We start from the raw sequence: 17,450 nt of genomic DNA on the forward strand, positions 1-17,450 counted from the left end.
ACATACCATGCGCGCATGGACTCCTGCCCCGTCTGTGCCGGACCCGTGCGCGCGACCGGTCTCTCCCGGACGACCGACCGTGCCTACCGCGTCGTCCGGTGCTCGCGGTGCGGCACGGCGTCGGTGCTGCCTCGACCGACGGAGCACGATCTCGCCGAGTTCTACGGCGCGTCCTACTTCACCGCCGACACGGGGTTCGGCTACGGCGACTACGACGGCGCGAGCTGGGCCGCGGCGCAGGCGGTCCGGGCCTGGGACGAGCTGCAGGAGTGGGCCCCGGAGGTCTCCACGGTGCCGGTCCGCCGGCTGCTCGACGTCGGGGCCGCGACGGGCGAGTTCGCGCTCCGGGCCGCGCGGGACGGGTGGGACACGCTCGCGTGCGAGGTGGGTGACACGGCCCGTGCGGCGGCCGAGGCGAAGGGGCAGCGCACCGTCGCGTCCATCCCGGACGCCGACGGGCCGTTCGGCGTCATCAGCATGTACCACGTCGTCGAGCACCTCATCGACCCGATCGAGGCCCTGCGCGAGGCCCGCCGCGTCGTCGACGACCGCGGCGTCCTGGTCATCGAGGTCCCCCAGTGGAACAGCGCCGGGCGGATCGTGCGCCGCTCGGCGTGGGCCCAGCTCCGGCCGCCGGAGCACATCACCTTCTTCACCCGCACGAGCCTCGCCTGGGCGCTCGGCGAGACGGGCTGGCAGGTCGTGCGCAGCTCGACGCCGTACCCGCACGCCGGCCGGCTCGCCGTGTCGGCGCTGAAGCAGGGCAGGCCGCTCGAGGCCGCGGGACAGGCGGCGAGGCTCGCGCTCGGCGCGGCCGGCCTCGGCGGCTACCTGCGGACCGTCGCGCGTCCCGCCTGACCGCGGACTGCGGGGCGGCTGCGGCGGCGTCGGACGACGGCGAGCAGCGTGACCGCCCCCACGACGACGACGCCGACGCCACCGAGCGCCGCCAGTGACGCCGTGCCGCCGTGCGCGGTGGCCTCCGACGCAGCAGCCGCGACCGGCTCGGGCGTGCCGGTGCCGGGCGAGGCGGTTGATGCGTCTGACCCTGTCTCTGCGCCGCTCGACGGCGCGCCCGCCGATGGCAGCTGCGGCAGGGTCGGTGCCGGCGAGGGCGCAGACGCCTCGCCCGGCTCGACGAGACGGCCGACGGGCGTCACCCGGTCGGCGTTGGCGAAGCCCCAGTCGAGCAGTGCGGCCGTCGGCTTCCACGACCCGGTGATGCTCCCCATCTGGGAGACGACGAGAGTTCGACCACCGCGCGTGGCCGCGCCGATGAAGGTGTGCTGGGCGCGGTCGGTGCGTCCCGGCTTGATGCCGATGGCGCCGGGATAGTGGGTGAGCAGGTCGTTGATGTTGTAGACGTGGAACGGCTTCCAGACCTTGCCGTTGCGGTCCTTGCCACCGGGAAACACGACGTCGCGCTTCGTGATCGCGGCCCGGAAGCCGGGCAGCCGCATCGCGTCACGACCGATGAGGGCCAGGTCGTAGGCGCTCGAGCGCTGGCCGCCCTCGTCGAGCCCGCTCGGGTCGACGGTCAGGGTGTCGTGCGCCCCGATCTGCGCCGCCTTCTCGTTCATCAGCGCGACCGTGCGGTCGTAGCCCCCTGCTGCATCGGCAAGGGCGTAGACGGCGTCGTTGGCTGAGAACATCAGCATCGCGTCGAACAGGCTCGAGACGGGGTAGCGGTTGCCCGCGAGGACGCCGACTCGCGTGCCCGAGGCGTCTTGGGCGTCCTGGCTCGCGACGACCACCCGCCGCGGGTCGAGCCGCGGCATGAGGGTAAGGGCGGTCAGCGCCTTGAGCGTGCTCGCCGGACGCAGCCACGCGTGCGGCGACTTCGCGGCAAGGACCTCGCCCGTGTCGAGGTCGGCGACGACGTAGGAGACGTCGTACACGTCCGGCGGAGGCGCGACGGTCGCCGGCCGGTCGACGACGACGCCCGTCTCGGCGAGGCGTGAGCCGCCGACGACGCTCCCGGGGACCCACGCGGGGTGGGCGAACGGCGCCGGCGGCGTGTTGCGGCACACGACGCGTGGTTTGGCGGGCCTCGACGCGGACCTCGTGGAAGTCGTCGACGTGGGCACAGCGCTCGTGGGCCGAGGCGCCGTCCACGAGGGTGCCTCGTCCGTCGGGAAGACGCGGGGCGTCAGGGTCACGGCGGGCGGCACGACCTGACGGGTCTGCCACGGACGGCACGCCGGGACGGCGACCGGCTGGGCCGCGGCCCCGACGCGCGGTGAGAGGGGGCGTCCGCCGGGCGGGACGGCATACGCCGTCGTCATCGCGAGCCCGAGTGCGACGGCACTGAGCGACGCGCCCGCGACGGGGAGCGTCCACGGACGACGTCGGGACCGGTCGGGAGGCGTCATCGCCGGGAAAGACTAACCCGCCCCGGAAGTCCGGGGCGGGTCGTCGATCGAAGTGCCACGGATCCCGGGGCGGGCAGCGTCACTCGGGGGTGCCGTGGTGGATCAGCGCGTAACGCAGGTCCTTGTTGAGCTGGTTGATGACGTCGAGGGGGATCTCCTTCGGGCACGCCAGCGAGCACTCGCCGATGTTGGTGCACCCACCGAAACCCTCGGCGTCGTGCTGGTCCAGCATGTTGACGACCCGCGCGCTGCGCTCCGGCTGGCCCTGCGGCAGCTCGCCGAGGTGGGTGATCTTTGCCGCGGTGAAGAGCATCCCCGATGCGTTGGGGCAGGCCGCGACGCAGGCTCCACAGCCGATGCAGGCGGCCGCCATGAACGACCGGTCGGCATGGTGCTTGGGGACCGGAACCGAGTGGGCCTCGGGGGCCGACCCGGTGTTGGCGCTGATGAAGCCGCCTGCCTGGATGATCCGGTCGAACGAGGAGCGGTCGACGACGAGGTCCTTGATGACCGGGAAGGCATCGGCGCGCCACGGCTCGATGATGATCTCGTCGCCGTCGGAGAAGCTGCGCATGTGCAGCTGGCACGTCGTCGTGACCTCGGGGCCGTGCGCCTTGCCGGAGATCATGAGGCCGCACATGCCGCAGATGCCCTCGCGACAGTCGGAGTCGAATGCGATGGGCTCCTCGCCGCGGGCGTTGAGCTGCTCGTTGAGCACGTCGAGCATCTCGAGGAACGACATGTCGCCGGAGATGTCAGTGACCGGGTAGGTCACCATCTGGCCCTTGGTCTTGGGGCCGGCCTGGCGCCAGATCTTGAGGGTGAGGTTCATCGGGGCCCCCGCAAGGTGTCGGAGTGAGGAACGAACATTGACCTGTGTGGGGTTGACCTGTGTGGGGTGATCACTTGTAGCTCCGCTGCTTCAGCTCGACGAATTCGTAGACCAGGTCTTCCTTGTGCAGGACCGGCGCACCGTCCTGGCCGCCCCACTCCCACGCGGCGACGTAGGCGTACTCCTCGTCGTGTCGCAGGGCCTCGCCGTCGTCGGTCTGGGACTCGGCGCGGAAGTGACCGCCGCACGACTCGCGGCGGTGCAGGGCGTCGATGCACATGAGCTCACCGAGCTCGAGGAAGTCGGCGACGCGGCCGGCCTTCTCGAGGCTCTGGTTGAGCGTGTCGGCGCTGCCGAGCACCTTGACGTTGCGCCAGAACTCGTCGCGCAGGCCACGGATGAGGTCGATGGCCTTGAGCAGGCCCTCCTCGCTGCGCTCCATCCCGCAGTACTCCCACATCACCGTGCCGAGCTCCTTGTGGAAGGAGTCGACGGAGCGGTCACCGTTGATGGAGAGCAGCTTGGCGACCCGGGCGTCGACCGAGGCGCGCGCCTCCACGACCGCCGCGTGGGACTCGTCGATCTTCTCGAACGGGCCCTTCGCGAGGTAGTCGCGGATCGTGTGCGGGAGCACGAAGTAGCCGTCGCCCAGGCCCTGCATGAGGGCCGAGGCTCCGAGGCGGTTGGCGCCGTGGTCGCTGAAGTTGGCCTCGCCGGCGACGAAGAGCCCCGGGATCGTCGACTGGAGGTCGTAGTCGACCCAGAGGCCGCCCATCGTGTAGTGGACCGCGGGGTAGATGCGCATCGGCACCTCGTAGGGGTTCTCACCCGTGATCCGCTGGTACATGTCGAGCAGGTTGCCGTACTTCTCGGCGACGGCGTCCGCGCTCATCCGCTTGAGGGCGTCGGTGAAGTCGAGGTAGACGCCGCGACGGAAGTCGCCGACCTTGGGGCCGACGCCGCGGCCCTCGTCGCAGACGTTCTTGGCCTGGCGGCTCGCGATGTCGCGGGGCACGAGGTTGCCGAAGGAGGGGTAGATCCGCTCGAGGTAGTAGTCGCGGTCCTCCTCGGGGATCTGGCGCGGGTCCTTGTCGCAGTCCTCGGCCCGCTTCGGCACCCAGATCCGGCCGTCGTTGCGCAGCGACTCCGACATGAGCGTCAGCTTGCTCTGGTGGTCGCCCGCCACCGGGATGCAGGTCGGGTGGATCTGCGTGTAGCACGGGTTGCCGAAGTAGGCGCCCTTGCGGTGGGCGCGCCACGTCGCGGTGACGTTGGAGCCCATGGCGTTGGTCGACAGGTAGAAGACGTTGCCGTAGCCGCCGCTCGCGAGCACCACCGCGTCGGCCAGGTGGGTCTCGATCTCACCCGTGACGAGGTCGCGGGCGATGATGCCGCGGGCCTTGCCGTCGACGACGATGACCTCGAGCATCTCGTGCCGGCTGAACATCTCGACGGTGCCGGCGGCGACCTGGCGCTCGAGAGCCTGGTAGGCGCCGATGAGCAGCTGCTGGCCGGTCTGGCCGCGCGCGTAGAAGGTGCGCGAGACCTGGACGCCGCCGAAGGAGCGGTTGTCGAGCAGGCCGCCGTACTCGCGGGCGAAGGGCACGCCCTGCGCGACGCACTGGTCGATGATGTTGGCGCTGACCTCGGCGAGGCGGTAGACGTTCGACTCGCGCGAGCGGTAGTCGCCGCCCTTGACGGTGTCGTAGAAGAGGCGGTAGGTCGAGTCGCCGTCGTTCTTGTAGTTCTTCGCCGCGTTGATGCCGCCCTGGGCGGCGATCGAGTGCGCACGGCGCGGGCTGTCCTGGTAGCAGAAGGACTTCACGTGGTAGCCGGCCTCGCCGAGCGTCGCGGCCGCGGCGCCACCGGCGAGACCGGTGCCGACGATGATGACCGAGAGCTTGCGGCGGTTGGCGGGGTTGACGAGCGCGGCCTCGAACTTTCGGGTGTTCCAGCGACGGTCGATCGGACCGTCGGGAGCCTTCGTGTCCGTGATCGGCTCGCCCTCGGCGTAGAGGCCGTACACGAGTTCGGGCGCAGGCGTCGATGAGGTCGTGGGTGTGGTTGTCACAGGTCAGCTTCCCTTGACGAGTCCGAAGAGGATGGCGAGCGGCGGGAGGGCGAAGCCGACACTCGTGACGACCGCGATGACCGCCGCGAGCGTCTTGGCGCGGGCCCGGGCCGCGGCGTTGCCGGCCCAGCCGAGGGTCTGGGTGGCGCTCCAGACACCGTGGTAGAGGTGCATCCCGAGGGCCACGAGCGCCAGCACGTAGATCAGGACGACCCACCACACCTGGAAGCTGCTGATGACGAGCAGGCCGGGGCTTTCCTTGGCCGCGAGCGAGCCGACGTTGAACTTCACGATCGTGAACTGCAGCAGGTGCCACACGAGGAAGAGCAGCAGGGCGACGCCGCCCCAGCGCATCATCCGACTCTTGACCGTCGCCTTCGCGGCGGCCTTGGCGACGTAGCGCGTCGTGCGCGCGCCGTTGGCCCGGCTCCACAGGTAGAAGGCGGCCCACGCGTGGGCGACGAGCGCGGCGACGAGCAGCGCGCGGAAGAGCCACAGGAACCCGCCGAACGGCAGGAACGGTGTGAACATCGTCCGCAGGTGCTCGGCGTACTCGTCGAAGGCCTCGACGCCGGAGAAGATCTTGAGGTTGCCGTACATGTGCGCGAGGACGTAGAACACGAACAACGCACCCGAGACGGCCATGAGCATCTTCATGAACACGGTGCTTCGGCGGGCCGAGGCAGGTCTGGTCGATCCCGTCGCCGGGAGAGTGTTGGTGGCCACGGAGGCACCCTATCCCCGAGGCCGGACGCGTTCAGACGGCTACCGTCCGGTACACCGCGAGTGTGACTATTTCCACTGTGGTGGGCGGATGACGCAGGTCCGTCAGCTCTTGCGCAGGCCGATCTTCGTGCCGAGCCACACGAGCGGGTCGTAACGCCGGCCGGCGACGCGCTCCTTCATCGGGATGATCGCGTTGTCGGTGATCTTGATGTGCTCCGGGCAGACCTCGGTGCAGCACTTGGTGATGTTGCACATCCCGATGCCCTGCTCCTCGCGCGCGAAGTCGGCTCGGTCGTCGCGGGCGTCGAGCGGGTGCATGTCGAGCTCGGCCGCGCGGATGAGGAACCGGGGCCCCGCGAACGCCTCCTTGTTGTCCTCGTGGTCACGGACGACGTGGCACGTGTCCTGGCAGAGGAAGCACTCGATGCACTTGCGGAACTCCTGCGAGCGCTCGACGTCGACCTGCTGCATCCGGTACTCGCCGGGCGCGAGGTCCGGGGGAGCGAAGGCGGGGATCTGGCGCGCCTTCGCGTAGTTGTAGGACACGTCCGTGACGAGGTCGCGGATGACGGGGAACGCACGCAGCGGGGTGACGGTGATCGTCTCGGTCTCGCTGAAGGTCGACATCCGGGTCATGCAGAGCAGGCTCGGGCGGCCGTTGATCTCGGCGCTGCACGAGCCGCACTTGCCCGCCTTGCAGTTCCACCGGACCGCGAGGTCGCCCGACCGGGTGGCCTGCAGCCGGTGGATGATGTCGAGGACGACCTCGCCCTCGTTGACCTCCACGGTGTAGTCGACGAGCTCGCCGCCCTCGGCGTCGCCGCGCCAGACCCGGAAGCTCGCGTCGTAGCTCATGCCCCGCTCCCGTCCGTGGGTGTCGCCGTGGGTGTCGCCGTGGATGCCGTCGATGCCGTGGATGCCGGCACCGCGGCCAGCTCGTCGGGCGTCAGGTACTTGGCCAGCTCGGTGCCCTCGAAGAGGGCGAGCAGGTCCTCGCGCATCGCAGGCATGGGCTGCTCCTCGACCGCCACTGCGTCGCCGTCGAGCGAGCAGATGAGGTTGCGGCCCCGCCAGTGCGGGTCCATCTTCGGGTAGTCGTCGCGGGTGTGGCCACCGCGGCTCTCCTGCCGCAGCAGCGCGGCCCGCGCGACGCACTCGCTCACCGCGAGCATGTTGCGCAGGTCGAGAGCCAGGTGCCAGCCGGGGTTGAACTGCCGGTGTCCCTCGACCGTCAGGTGCTGGGCGCGGGCCTTGAGCTCCTCGAGCTTGGCGAGTGCGCGCTCGATCTCCTCGGCCGTACGGATGATGCCGACGAGGTCGTTCATCGCCTGCTGCATCTCCTGGTGCAGGGTGTACGGGTTCTCGCCGCCCTCCTCCTCGAAGGGCGCGAGGGCCGTGGCGGCAGCGGCGTCGATGACCGACTGGTCGACGCTCGGCCGCTGCCCACCCAGACCCTGGACGTATGCCGCTGCGCCCGTTCCGGCGCGTGCCCCGAAGACGAGCAGGTCCGAGAGGGAGTTGCCGCCCAGACGGTTCGACCCGTGCATGCCTCCCGAGACCTCGCCGGCGGCGAAGAGCCCCGGGACCCGGGCTGCGGCAGCCGTGTCGGGGTCGACCTCGACACCGCCCATGACGTAGTGGCACGTCGGACCGACCTCCATCGGCTCCTTCGTGATGTCGACGTCGGCGAGCTCCTTGAACTGGTGGTGCATCGACGGGAGCTTCTTGAGGATCTCCTCGGGCGTGCGCCGAGACGCGATGTCGAGGAAGACGCCGCCGTGGGGTGAGCCTCGACCCGCCTTGACCTCGGCGTTGATGGCGCGGGCCACCTCGTCGCGCGGGAGCAGCTCGGGTGGGCGCTTGTTGTTGTCGGGGTCGGTGTACCAGCGGTCGCCCTCCTCCTCGGTCTGGGCGTACTGCCCCCGGAAGACGTCGGGCACGTAGTCGAACATGAAGCGTTTGCCCTCGGAGTTCTTGAGGACGCCGCCGTCGCCGCGGACCGACTCGGTCACGAGGATGCCCTTGACCGACGGCGGCCAGACCATGCCGGTCGGGTGGAACTGGATGAACTCCATGTTGACGAGCGTCGACCCGGCCCGAAGCGCGAGGGCGTGGCCGTCGCCGGTGTACTCCCACGAGTTCGACGTCACCTTGAACGACTTGCCGATGCCGCCGGTGGCGAGCACCACGGCGGGGGCGTTGAAGCGCACGAAGCGGCCCGACTCACGCCAGTAGCCGAAGGCGCCGGCGACGGCCCCACTCGGGTCCTGGAGCAGGTCCGTGATGGTCACCTCGGCGAAGACCTTGAGCCGGCTCTCCGGGTCGCCCGACTCGCGCTCGTCGTCCTGCTGGAGCGAGACGATCTTCTGCTGCATCGTGCGGATGAGCTCGAGGCCGGTGCGGTCGCCGACGTGCGCGAGGCGGGGGTACTCGTGGCCGCCGAAGTTGCGCTGGCTGATCCGCCCGTCGGGGGTGCGGTCGAAGAGGGCTCCGTACGTCTCGAGCTCCCAGACGCGGTCGGGCGCCTCCTTCGCGTGCAGCTCGGCCATCCGCCAGGAGTTGAGGAACTTTCCGCCGCGCATCGTGTCGCGGAAGTGGACCTGCCAGCTGTCGTTGCTGTTGACGTTGCCCATGCTCGCGGCGATGCCGCCCTCGGCCATGACCGTGTGCGCCTTGCCGAAGAGGGACTTGCAGATGATCGCCGTGCGCAGCCCTGCCTCCCGCGCGGCGATGGCGGCGCGCAGGCCGGCGCCGCCGGCCCCGACGATGAGGACGTCGTAGTCGTAGTGCTCCAGCTCGGCGGTCATCAGTTGATCAGCCTCGGATCGGTGAGGGCCCCGGACGCGACCAGGGCGATGTAGGCGTCGGTCAGCATGAGCGTGCCGAGGGTGGTCCAGGCCAGCTCCATGTGCCGGGTGTTCAGGCGCGAGACGACGGTCCAGGCGCGGTAACGCAGCGGGTGCTTGGAGAAGTGCTTGAGGCGGCCGCCGATGAGGTGGCGGCACGAGTGGCACGACGCGGTGTAGAGCCAGAGCAGCACCACGTTGACGACCATGATCACCGTGCCGAGCCCGATGCCGAACCCGCCGTCCTTGCCGTGGAAGGCCCTGATCGCGTCGTACGTGTTGATGGCCGACACGACGACGGCCGCGTAGAAGAAGTAGCGGTGGACGTTCTGCAGGATGAGCGGGAAGCGCGTCTCCCCGGTGTACGTCGTGTGCGGCTCGGCGACGGCGCAGGCAGGTGGCGAGAGCCAGAAGGCCCGGTAGTACGCCTTGCGGTAGTAGTAGCAGGTGAGGCGGAAGCCGAGCAGGAACGGCAGGACGAGCAGCGCGAACGGCACGAAGGGCGGGAACTCCCCGAACCACGTGCCGAAGTCTCGGGCGGCGGGGATGCACGACGCCGACACGCACGGCGACGAGAACGGTGAGAGGTAGTGGTACTCCTCGACGAAGTAGGCGCGCTGGGAGGCCGTGCGGACCAGCGCGTAGAGCAGCCAGACGACGAGCAGCGTGAAGGTGACGACGGGCTGGACCCACCATCGGTCGACCCGGAGGGTCCGCTCGGCGATCTGTGCCCGCCCGGGCGAGCCGACGCCACCGGCGACAGACCCTCCTTCGCCAGAAGTCGGGTCGAGCCTCGTACCGCTCATCGTGCGAACCTCCACCGTCGTTGGTTGGCGCCGTCGCACACTCTAGTGTCACGTCCGTCACAGAAGGGTGATGAAACCCCACGCGCCGCGGGATCGCCTGCGACGTCAGGCCGCCGAGGTGCGCACGACGGCGGGGGCCGTGGCACGTGACCGCAGGACGGTCTCGTAGTGCCCGACCAGCCGGTCGACGACGCGGGCCCAGGAGCGGCCGCGCACGAGGTCGTGGCCGCTGCGGCCGAGCGACTCGGCGTGCCCCGGCTCGCCCAGCACCCGGTCCACCTGCTCGCGCAGGTCGCCCGGCCGGGACGGGTCGAAGAGGTAGCCGTTGACGCCGTCGACGACGAGGTCTATCGGCCCGCCGGCCCGGGGCGCGACGACAGGCAGGCCGCTCGCCCCGGCCTCCTGGATCGTCTGTCCGAACGTCTCTGACGTGCCGGTGTGCACGAACACGTCGAGGCACGCGTATGCCCGGGCGAGGTCGTCACCGTGGCGCGGACCGAGGAACACCGGAGGCCGGTTGGGCCGGCCGGCCGAGCCGGCGACGGCCTCGGCGAGAACGGCTCCGACCGTGCCGCGCGACGGCCCGCCGCCCACGACGACCAGGCGCGTGCCGGGAAGGTCTGCGACCTCGGCCAGGCGCTCCACCTCCTTCTCGGGCGCGAGGCGACCGACGTAGCCGACGAGCCGTTCGCCGCCCGGCGCGAGCTCTCGGCGCAGCGCCCGGGTCAGGGCGTCACGGCGCCACTCGGGGTTGAAGAGCGACGCGTCGACGCCGCGACCCCAGAGAGCCGTACGCGGCACGCCCTGTCCTCGCAGGTCGGCGAGCGCCGCCGTCGATGGGGCGAGGGTCAGGTCGGCCCAGCCGTGGATCCGCCGGATCCAGCGCCAGGTCGTCGCGGCCGCGGCAGGGCCGGCCGCCCCCGGGGTGTGCTGGCGCACGTAGGCAGCCATGTCGGTCTGGAAGACGGCGACGGCCGGCAGGTCGAGCGCGCGGGCAGCAGCGAGGCCACGGGCGCCGAGCACGAACGGGCTCGCGACGTGCACGAGGTCGGGCGCGACCGCCTCCAGGAGCCGCTCGATCTCCGGCACCGGGAGGCCGACGTCGAACTGCCGCACGGGCAGCGACGCGACGCGGTGCACGGCCGCGCCGTGGAAGGTCGCGGGCCCCTCCTCACGGGATCGAGGTGCGATGACGACGACGTCGTCGCCGCGCCGACGCAGCTGCTCGATGACGCGGCAGACGCTGGTCGTGACGCCGTTGACGCTCGGGAGGAACGACTCGGTGACGATGGCGATGCGCACCTGACCACGGTGGCGAGCGGACGCGCCCCGCGGGCGACGTACCGGGGTGTGTCCGGTGACGACGTGATGACGGGCTCGTGCCCCGCCGCTCCTCGCCACCTAGGGTGGGCGCATGGTGCTCCACCACGCGGCTGCGGCGCTGGACTGGGTCATGGACAAGTCCCTCGTGCTCGGCTACACCCGCATCGGACCGGCGCTGCGCCGCGCGTGGTGGCCGCACGACCCCACGCCCGGAGCGCTCGTCGGCCGGCACGTGCTCGTCACCGGTGCGAGCGGGGGTCTGGGACTGGCGACAGCTCGTGGCCTCGTCAGGCTCGGGGCCACGGTCCACCTCACGGGTCGCGACGCGTCGCGGCTCGACGCCGCACGCTCGGTCCTGCTAGAGCAGGCGCCGCTGGCCGACGTCGTGACGCACGTGGCCGACGTCAGCGACCTCGCCGGCACGGCCGAGTTCGCCCGTGACCTCGCTGCTGGCGTGCCGCGCCTGCACGCCGTCGTGCACAACGCCGGTGTCATGCCGCGGCAGCGCACGACGACGCGAGAAGGGCACGAGCTGGCACTCGCGACCCATGTTCTCGGGCCGCACGTGCTCACCTACGGGCTGCGGGAGCCGCTCGCCGGCGGTCGAGTCGTCCTCGTGACGTCCGGCGGCGCCTACGGCCAGCGCCTCGAGGTCGACGACCCCGAGTACACCGAGGCCGGACGTGGCGACTACTCCGGTGTCACGGCGTACGCGCGCACGAAGCGCATGCAGCTCGTCCTCACGGAGCTGTGGGCGCGTGACCTCGCCCCCGACGGCATCCGCGTCCACTCGATGCACCCGGGCTGGGCCGACACCCCGGGCGTCACCGACTCGCTCCCACGCTTCGCCGCGATGACCAGGCCGCTGCTGCGTGACGCCGACTCCGGCGCCGACACCGCGGTCTGGCTCGCCGCAACGTCCGACGCGATCGGGACCGGCGGCCTGTGGCACGACCGGCGGCGCCGCCCGACGCACTACCTGCCGGTCGGTGTCGAGACGCCCGAGGAGATCGAGGCCTTCTGGCGCTTCGTGCTCGAGGAGACCGGGGTGCCTGCGGGCGGCGCGGGGCGTGACCTCAGCCCCGGTACCTGAGCCGGCTCGGCGGCATCCGGCACTGACGGAGAGGGATGGAGCAGGGACGGTCAGGGACGCACCCAACAGGTCCAGCGCACGATGCGGAGGTAGCCCAGCCGCTCGTACACGGGTTGGCCGTCGTCGCTCGCGAGGAGCACCGCGCCCTGGTCGGGCCAGGTCGTCGTCGCCGCCCACGTCAGCGCGGCCCCCGCTCCCTTGCCGCGGGCGGACGGGAGGACGGCGACGTTCTCGACGACGGTGACACCGGCCGCGGAGTGCGCGGCGGAGGACGCGACAGGCACCCCGTCGTCATAGCCGACGAACACGCGCGTCGGTCCCTCGACGACGTCGGTGCGGTAGAAGTCGCCGGGCGGGAGGTCGGCCATGTCAGGCATCGGGTAGCCCTGCACGAGAACGCGTTCGGCGTCCTGGAGCTCTTGGGCGCTCCTCGCCTCACGCACCTCGAGTGCGGTCGCGGGCGTCCGCGTCGAGGTGGTCGTCGGGCGGAACATGAGCGGCGGGTGACCGACGAGCGCGAACCCGTGCGGTGAGAGGTCGGGAGCGGGGAACGGGCTGATGAGGATGGCCGTCACGCCCTCGGGGTATGCCGCCGAGATCGAGCGCACGGTGTCCGCCCAGTCATGTGGAGGGGCCGTGACGATCGCGACGTTCAGGAGCGCCGACGCCGCGCCTCCGCTGCCGCTGCACCAGCCAGAGCCGTCGGCGAACGTGCCGCGGGCCGCCGCAGTGAGGGCCCGAGCCCACGAGACATGCGCGTCGACGGCCTGGCGCACGAGGGAGTCGGCCGGGGCGACGTCGGGCTCCCAACCGGTTGTGAGGTACTCGCCGTCCTCGGGCAGCATCGAGGTCATGCCTCCACTGTCGACCGTTCGGGCGCGGGGGTGGCGCGGAATCGACGAGATCGCGGTCCGGGTGGCGACGTGAGCGGAGCGGCGGGTGCAGACCCTCGGGCCGCTCAGCGGCACGCCGCGAGGCCCGTCGACACGAGCGGGCAGTCAGATCAGCTCGGTGCGCCCCTGCGCGGTGAGCGCCTCGACCACCTTCTTGACGTCCTGGGCGCGGCCGGGACGGGTGATGAGCAGTGCGTCCTGCGTGTCGATGACGACGAGGTCGTCGACGCCGATGAGTGCGACCAGTCGGCCGCCCGAGGAGACGGTCGCGGTCGAGTCGATGCTGATGATGTCGTCCACCGGACCGATGGCCGTGATGCCGGGCAGCTCCGCGGACTCGGGGACCAGCTTGGTCAGCGCGGCGAAGTCCCCGACGTCGTCCCAGCCGAGTGCGGCCGGCACGACTGCGACGCGTCCTGCCGCAGCGGCCGGCTCGGCCACGGCGTGGTCGATGGCGATCTTGTGCAGCGACGGCCACAGGTCGCGCATGCGGCGCGGGTCGGCAGCGATCGTGCGCAGGTGGTCGACCATCTCGGCGTGGTTCTCTGCCAGCAGCTCGAGCAGGGTCGTGGCGCCCACGACGAACATCCCGGCGTTCCAGCGGTAGAGGCCGCTCTCGAGGTAGCGCGTCGCGGTCTCGGCATCGGGCTTCTCGACGAACTCGTCGACCCGGTGGGCGCTCTCCGCGCCCTCGACGCCCAGCGCCTCGCCGAGGCGGATGTAGCCGAACGCGGTCGAGGGGCCGGTCGGCTCGATGCCGATGGTGACGAGCTCGCCACGGCGGGCGAGGACGACGGCCTCCCCGACGGCACGGTGGAAGTTGTCGGGTCGGGTGATGACGTGGTCGGCGGCGAAGGAGCCTAGGACGGCCTCGGGGTCGCGACGCTCGAGGATGGCGGCGGCGAGGCCGATGGCGGGCATAGAGTCTCGCGGCGACGGCTCCCCGACGACGGCGTCGTAGCCGAGCATCGGCAGCTGACGGCGTACGGCTTCCTCGTGGGCGACGCCGGTGACGACGAGGATGCGCTCGCCGACGAGCGGCTCGAGGCGGTCCCAGGTGGCGCGCAGCAGCGACTGCCCCGACCCCGTCAGGTCGTGGAGGAACTTCGGGGAGCTGCGACGGGAGATGGGCCACAACCGCGTGCCGGAACCGCCGGCGGGGATCACGGCCCAGAAGCCGGGGATGCCTGTCATGGGCCACACCGTATCGAGAACGCGACGGTCCCCTCGTGCGTCAGGCCGGGATGTCGCGCCGCCGCAGGGCGGTCAGTCCCAGGCCCGCGACGACCGCGGCGACGACGACGAGCACGACGAGCGGGAGAACGTCGAGCGTCCCGCCCGGCAGCGCCGGCAGGTGGTCGAACGGCGAGATCGCGGTGAGCCAGGTCGGCAGCCCCATCAGCGCGCCGAGCTCGCCCAGGACGAGGAAGACGATGAGCGCCGCCCACGCCAGCCCGGTCAGCCGGGGGAGCGCGCCCACGAGCAACACCGCGAGGGCGACGCACACCCAGGTCGCGGGAAGCGTCGAGATGGCGGCACCGGCGAGGGCGCCGACCGTGCCCACGACGTCGCCGGTGCGGCGCCCGTCCACGACACCCGCCACCAGCCCGAGCGCCACCATGACGCAGGTCGTCGCGGCGAGCGCCAGTCCCAGGTGGGCCAGGGCCCACCGCAGCCTGCCGACGGGTGAGGCGAGCAGCGGCTCGAGGCGCCCGGAGCCCTCCTCGGAGCGCATCCGGGTCACGAGTGCGATGCCGAGCGCGGAGGCCGCGACGGCGGCCACATGGATCTCCGTGGCGAAGAACGTGTCGACGATCGTGCCGCCCCCGCCCCCGAGCTTGCGCAGCATCTCGGCGGTCTCGGGGGAGTCGACGAAGTCCTGCACGTTGCCGGCCATCGACCCCACCAGCCCGCCCAGCAGCACGAACGCGACGAGCCAGCCGACGAGCGTGCCGCGAGCCAGGCGCAGGGTCAGGCCCTCGACGCTCGACAGGCCGCCGCGGGCGGGGCCGGGCCGGCTCGGCAGGACTCCGGAGCCGAGGTCACGGCGCTCGAGCAGGGCGAACGCGGCGAGGACGAGGCCGGCATACGCGACGACGCCGAGGGCGAGTACCCACAGTCGGTTCTCGCCGTACGCCGACACCTTCTCCCCCCAGCCGAGCGGGCTGAGCCACGTCAGCGCGCGGAGCGGCGACCCCGCGGCGGCCGTGTCTCCCACGGCACGCAGCAGGTAGGCGACGCCGAGTGCGCCCAGCGCGAACCCGGCTGTGCCCCGGGCTGTCTCGGTCAGCTGGGCGGCGACTGCGGTCACGCCGACCCAGGTGAGGCCGATCGTCAGCCACGCGACGCCGAGCGCGACGCTGCCGCCGCGGTCGAGGCCGACGCCGACCGCGGCCGCCGTCGTCAGCAGCGCCGTCGCGAGCACGGCGCCGGTCGCGAGGAGGACGGCGGCGGCGAGCGGCGCCCGGCGCCCGACGACACCGGCCCCGAGCAGCTCGAGCCGCCCTTCCTCCTCCTCGGTGCGGGTGTGCCGGCGCACGACGACGTAGGCGAGCAGGCTGAGGAAGACGGCGCCCATGAGGACCGTCTTGAAGGTCGCGAACGCGTCGAGCGTGAGGCTCGAGATCGGCCCGTAGAGGGCGACGAGCGCCGGGTTCTCGAGGGCCGTGCGCACGGCGCCGATGGCACCCTGCGGGTTCGGGTACAGGTCGATGGTCGCCTGGGCGGACGACGCGACGACGCCCGCGAGGGCCAGCACGCTGACCGGGATGAGCACGCGGTCGCGTCGCGCGGCGAGGCGCAGGAGCGTCGCGGTGCCGGTCAGGCCGGAGGCGCGGACGGCCCGCGGCGCGTGGCCGGCGGTGCGGGGTGCGGTCGTGGTGGTCATGCGCGCGTCGCCTCGCTCACGGGCGCTTCGGGCTCGGGGGCGCGGTACTGCTCCATGAAGAGCTCCTCGAGCGTGGGCGGTGCGCTCACCAGGCTGCGTATGCCGTGTGCCCCCAGCCGCTCGAGCACTGACCCCAGGTGCCCGCTCTCGACCGAGCACGTGACGTGCTCGCCGGAGACGACGGCGTCGGTGACACCCGGGAGCGCCACCACCTCGGCTGCCTCGACGGGATGCTCCAGCGTCGCCTCGATGGTCGTGCGCGAGAGGTGGCGCAGCTGGGCGAGCGTGCCCGACTCGACGTTGCGCCCCTCACGGATGATGCTGACGCGGTCGCAGAGCGACTCGACCTCGCTGAGGATGTGGCTGCTGAGCAGGACGGTGCCGCCGTCCGCCCGGAACTCGCGGACGGCGTCCTTGAAGACGGCCTCCATGAGCGGGTCGAGCCCCGAGGTGGGCTCGTCGAGCACGAGCAGCTCCACGTCGGAGCTGAGCGCCGCGACGAGGGCGACCTTCTGGCGGTTGCCCTTGGAGTACGAGCGGCCCTTCTTGGTCGGGTCGAGCGCGAAACGCTCGAGCATGTCGGCCCGCCGTCGCTCGTCGAGGCCGCCCCGCAGGGTGCCGAGCAGGTCGATGACCTCACCGCCGGTGAGGTTCGGCCAGAGCGCGACGTCACCCGGGACGTACGCGAGGCGCCGGTGGAGCGACTCGACGTCGCGCCAGGGATCGCCTCCGAGCAACGTCGCGGTGCCGCTGTCGGCGCGGAGCAGGCCGAGCAGGATGCGCAGGGTGGTGGACTTGCCCGCCCCGTTCGGGCCGAGGAAGCCGTGGATCTCTCCTGTGGCCACGTCGAGGTCGAGCCCGTCGAGGGCGGTGGTGCGGCCGAACGTCTTGCGCAGGTCGTGGACCCGGATCGCTGAGGTCATGACGTCGACAATACACAAGATTCACGATTTACTGAATGTTGTGAGCGTTGGATAGGCTGACGGCTCCGACGGTGGAGGAGGAACAGGTGACGGCAGCGCGCCGACCAGCACGCGACGACAGGGCGGTCTCCGCCTACGTCGAGCGGTTCGGTGACACGTTGACCGACGCCGGCATGCCGCGTCTGGCCGCCCGGGTCTTCGCCCAGATCCTGGCTGACGAGGACGGGCGGATGACCGCCTCGGAGCTCACCGAGGCCCTCGACGTGAGCCCCGCCGCCATCTCCGGGGCGGTCCGCTACCTCACGCAGACCTACATGGTCGGCAAGGAACGCGAACGCGGCTCCCGACGCGACGTCTACGTCGTGCAGGCCGACGCCTGGCACGGGGCGATGCTCTCGCGTGACCGGGTGCTCGCCCAGATCGAGACGAGCCTGCGAGCAGGGGTGCCCGCCGTCGGCGGGCTCTCGACCCCGGCCGGGCGACGCCTGCAGCTGTCCGTCGCCTTCCTCGAGTTCCTCGCCGAGCGGCTCGGTGCGCTCGAGGACGAGTGGGGCGAGCGCAAGGCCGAGATCACCCGCGACTGGCCCGCCGACTCCTGACCCCGTCGAGAGGCCAACTCTCCTGTCCTGCCGCCAGTCGAGAGGCCACCATCCGCGGCGCCCCAGCCGTCGAGAGGTC

At 71.6% G+C, this 17,450-nt stretch carries 15 protein-coding genes; 3 read left to right on the forward strand and 12 right to left on the reverse strand.

The genetic code is table 11. The annotated features are described in order from the left end of the window. Nucleotides 1–15: 15 nt before the first annotated feature. Nucleotides 16–858 carry a class I SAM-dependent methyltransferase gene (locus ACFQU3_RS04240; protein WP_385906981.1) on the forward strand — a complete coding sequence of 281 codons (843 nt, stop codon included), beginning with the start codon at nucleotides 16–18 and terminating at the stop codon, nucleotides 856–858. On the opposite strand, the gene ACFQU3_RS04245 is transcribed toward ACFQU3_RS04240, so the two are convergent. From ACFQU3_RS04245 to ACFQU3_RS04280, 8 genes are all read right to left on the reverse strand, one after another. Then, entirely contained in the window at nucleotides 828–2,372 is a 1,545-nt protein-coding gene (locus ACFQU3_RS04245; protein ID WP_385906984.1) for a D-alanyl-D-alanine carboxypeptidase family protein, read from the reverse strand. The genes ACFQU3_RS04240 and ACFQU3_RS04245 overlap by 31 nt on opposite strands. Before the next feature lie 79 nt (nucleotides 2,373–2,451). Then, nucleotides 2,452–3,204 (reverse strand): succinate dehydrogenase/fumarate reductase iron-sulfur subunit, encoded by a 753-nt coding sequence (locus ACFQU3_RS04250; protein ID WP_385906987.1) that lies wholly within the window; start codon nucleotides 3,202–3,204, stop codon nucleotides 2,452–2,454. Nucleotides 3,205–3,274: 70 nt separating this feature from the next. Then, the gene (locus ACFQU3_RS04255; RefSeq protein ID WP_385906990.1) at nucleotides 3,275–5,275 is read right to left on the reverse strand and encodes a fumarate reductase/succinate dehydrogenase flavoprotein subunit; all 2,001 of its coding nucleotides are present in this window, start codon (nucleotides 5,273–5,275) and stop codon (nucleotides 3,275–3,277) included. A gap of 3 nt (nucleotides 5,276–5,278) precedes the next feature. Further along, the gene (locus tag ACFQU3_RS04260) at nucleotides 5,279–6,001 is read right to left on the reverse strand and encodes a succinate dehydrogenase cytochrome b subunit (RefSeq protein ID WP_385906993.1); all 723 of its coding nucleotides are present in this window, start codon (nucleotides 5,999–6,001) and stop codon (nucleotides 5,279–5,281) included. A 102-nt stretch (nucleotides 6,002–6,103) separates the two neighbouring features. Further along, nucleotides 6,104–6,856, reverse strand: a complete 753-nt coding sequence (locus tag ACFQU3_RS04265) for a succinate dehydrogenase/fumarate reductase iron-sulfur subunit (RefSeq protein ID WP_385906996.1) — start codon at nucleotides 6,854–6,856, stop codon at nucleotides 6,104–6,106. Further along, entirely contained in the window at nucleotides 6,853–8,808 is a 1,956-nt protein-coding gene (locus ACFQU3_RS04270) for a fumarate reductase/succinate dehydrogenase flavoprotein subunit (RefSeq protein ID WP_385906998.1), read from the reverse strand. The genes ACFQU3_RS04265 and ACFQU3_RS04270 overlap by 4 nt, the downstream gene beginning before the upstream one ends. Next, nucleotides 8,808–9,653, reverse strand: coding sequence for a hypothetical protein (locus ACFQU3_RS04275; protein WP_385907001.1), 846 nt, complete (start codon nucleotides 9,651–9,653; stop codon nucleotides 8,808–8,810). Before ACFQU3_RS04275 ends, ACFQU3_RS04270 begins: the two co-directional genes overlap by 1 nt. 105 nt (nucleotides 9,654–9,758) lie before the next feature. After that, nucleotides 9,759–10,955 carry a glycosyltransferase family 4 protein gene (locus tag ACFQU3_RS04280; protein WP_385907004.1) on the reverse strand — a complete coding sequence of 399 codons (1,197 nt, stop codon included), beginning with the start codon at nucleotides 10,953–10,955 and terminating at the stop codon, nucleotides 9,759–9,761. 112 nt (nucleotides 10,956–11,067) lie between these two features. On the opposite strand from ACFQU3_RS04280, the gene ACFQU3_RS04285 reads away from it, so the two are divergent. Beyond that, the gene (locus ACFQU3_RS04285) at nucleotides 11,068–12,069 is read left to right on the forward strand and encodes an SDR family NAD(P)-dependent oxidoreductase (protein ID WP_385907007.1); all 1,002 of its coding nucleotides are present in this window, start codon (nucleotides 11,068–11,070) and stop codon (nucleotides 12,067–12,069) included. A gap of 50 nt (nucleotides 12,070–12,119) precedes the next feature. Here the strand turns inward: ACFQU3_RS04285 and ACFQU3_RS04290 are convergent, their stop codons facing one another. From ACFQU3_RS04290 to ACFQU3_RS04305, 4 genes are all read right to left on the reverse strand, one after another. Next, a complete protein-coding gene (locus ACFQU3_RS04290) occupies nucleotides 12,120–12,923 on the reverse strand; it encodes a GNAT family N-acetyltransferase (RefSeq protein WP_385907008.1) in 804 nt (267 codons plus the stop codon). Between the two features lie 144 nt (nucleotides 12,924–13,067). Beyond that, the gene (locus tag ACFQU3_RS04295) at nucleotides 13,068–14,156 is read right to left on the reverse strand and encodes a mannose-1-phosphate guanylyltransferase (RefSeq protein ID WP_385907011.1); all 1,089 of its coding nucleotides are present in this window, start codon (nucleotides 14,154–14,156) and stop codon (nucleotides 13,068–13,070) included. Nucleotides 14,157–14,196: 40 nt separating this feature from the next. Continuing rightward, nucleotides 14,197–15,849 (reverse strand): ABC transporter permease, encoded by a 1,653-nt coding sequence (locus ACFQU3_RS04300; RefSeq protein WP_385907014.1) that lies wholly within the window; start codon nucleotides 15,847–15,849, stop codon nucleotides 14,197–14,199. Then, nucleotides 15,846–16,772: an ATP-binding cassette domain-containing protein gene (locus ACFQU3_RS04305; protein WP_385907017.1), complete on the reverse strand. Its 927-nt coding sequence runs from the start codon at nucleotides 16,770–16,772 to the stop codon at nucleotides 15,846–15,848. The genes ACFQU3_RS04300 and ACFQU3_RS04305 overlap by 4 nt, the downstream gene beginning before the upstream one ends. Before the next feature lie 86 nt (nucleotides 16,773–16,858). Here ACFQU3_RS04305 and ACFQU3_RS04310 point away from each other — a divergent pair, with 86 nt between their 5' ends. Further along, a complete protein-coding gene (locus tag ACFQU3_RS04310; RefSeq protein ID WP_385907020.1) occupies nucleotides 16,859–17,371 on the forward strand; it encodes a GbsR/MarR family transcriptional regulator in 513 nt (170 codons plus the stop codon). The last annotated feature ends 79 nt before the right edge of the window (nucleotides 17,372–17,450 follow it).

This window comes from Terrabacter sp. GCM10028922, assembly GCF_042666095.1.
Classification (GTDB): domain Bacteria; phylum Actinomycetota; class Actinomycetes; order Actinomycetales; family Dermatophilaceae; genus Terrabacter.

Bases quoted from the DNA above. Each gene is read 5' to 3' on its own strand.
- ACFQU3_RS04300 (WP_385907014.1), bottom strand. From the start codon at position 15,849: ATGACCACCACGACCGCACCCCGCACCGCCGGCCACGCGCCGCGGGCC.
- ACFQU3_RS04285 (WP_385907007.1), top strand. From the start codon at position 11,068: ATGGTGCTCCACCACGCGGCTGCGGCGCTGGACTGGGTCATGGACAAG.
- ACFQU3_RS04295 (WP_385907011.1), bottom strand. From the start codon at position 14,156: ATGACAGGCATCCCCGGCTTCTGGGCCGTGATCCCCGCCGGCGGTTCC.
- ACFQU3_RS04270 (WP_385906998.1), bottom strand. From the start codon at position 8,808: ATGACCGCCGAGCTGGAGCACTACGACTACGACGTCCTCATCGTCGGG.
- ACFQU3_RS04275 (WP_385907001.1), bottom strand. From the start codon at position 9,653: ATGAGCGGTACGAGGCTCGACCCGACTTCTGGCGAAGGAGGGTCTGTC.
- ACFQU3_RS04305 (WP_385907017.1), bottom strand. From the start codon at position 16,772: ATGACCTCAGCGATCCGGGTCCACGACCTGCGCAAGACGTTCGGCCGC.
- ACFQU3_RS04250 (WP_385906987.1), bottom strand. From the start codon at position 3,204: ATGAACCTCACCCTCAAGATCTGGCGCCAGGCCGGCCCCAAGACCAAG.
- ACFQU3_RS04290 (WP_385907008.1), bottom strand. From the start codon at position 12,923: ATGACCTCGATGCTGCCCGAGGACGGCGAGTACCTCACAACCGGTTGG.
- ACFQU3_RS04240 (WP_385906981.1), top strand. From the start codon at position 16: ATGGACTCCTGCCCCGTCTGTGCCGGACCCGTGCGCGCGACCGGTCTC.
- ACFQU3_RS04265 (WP_385906996.1), bottom strand. From the start codon at position 6,856: ATGAGCTACGACGCGAGCTTCCGGGTCTGGCGCGGCGACGCCGAGGGC.
- ACFQU3_RS04245 (WP_385906984.1), bottom strand. From the start codon at position 2,372: ATGACGCCTCCCGACCGGTCCCGACGTCGTCCGTGGACGCTCCCCGTC.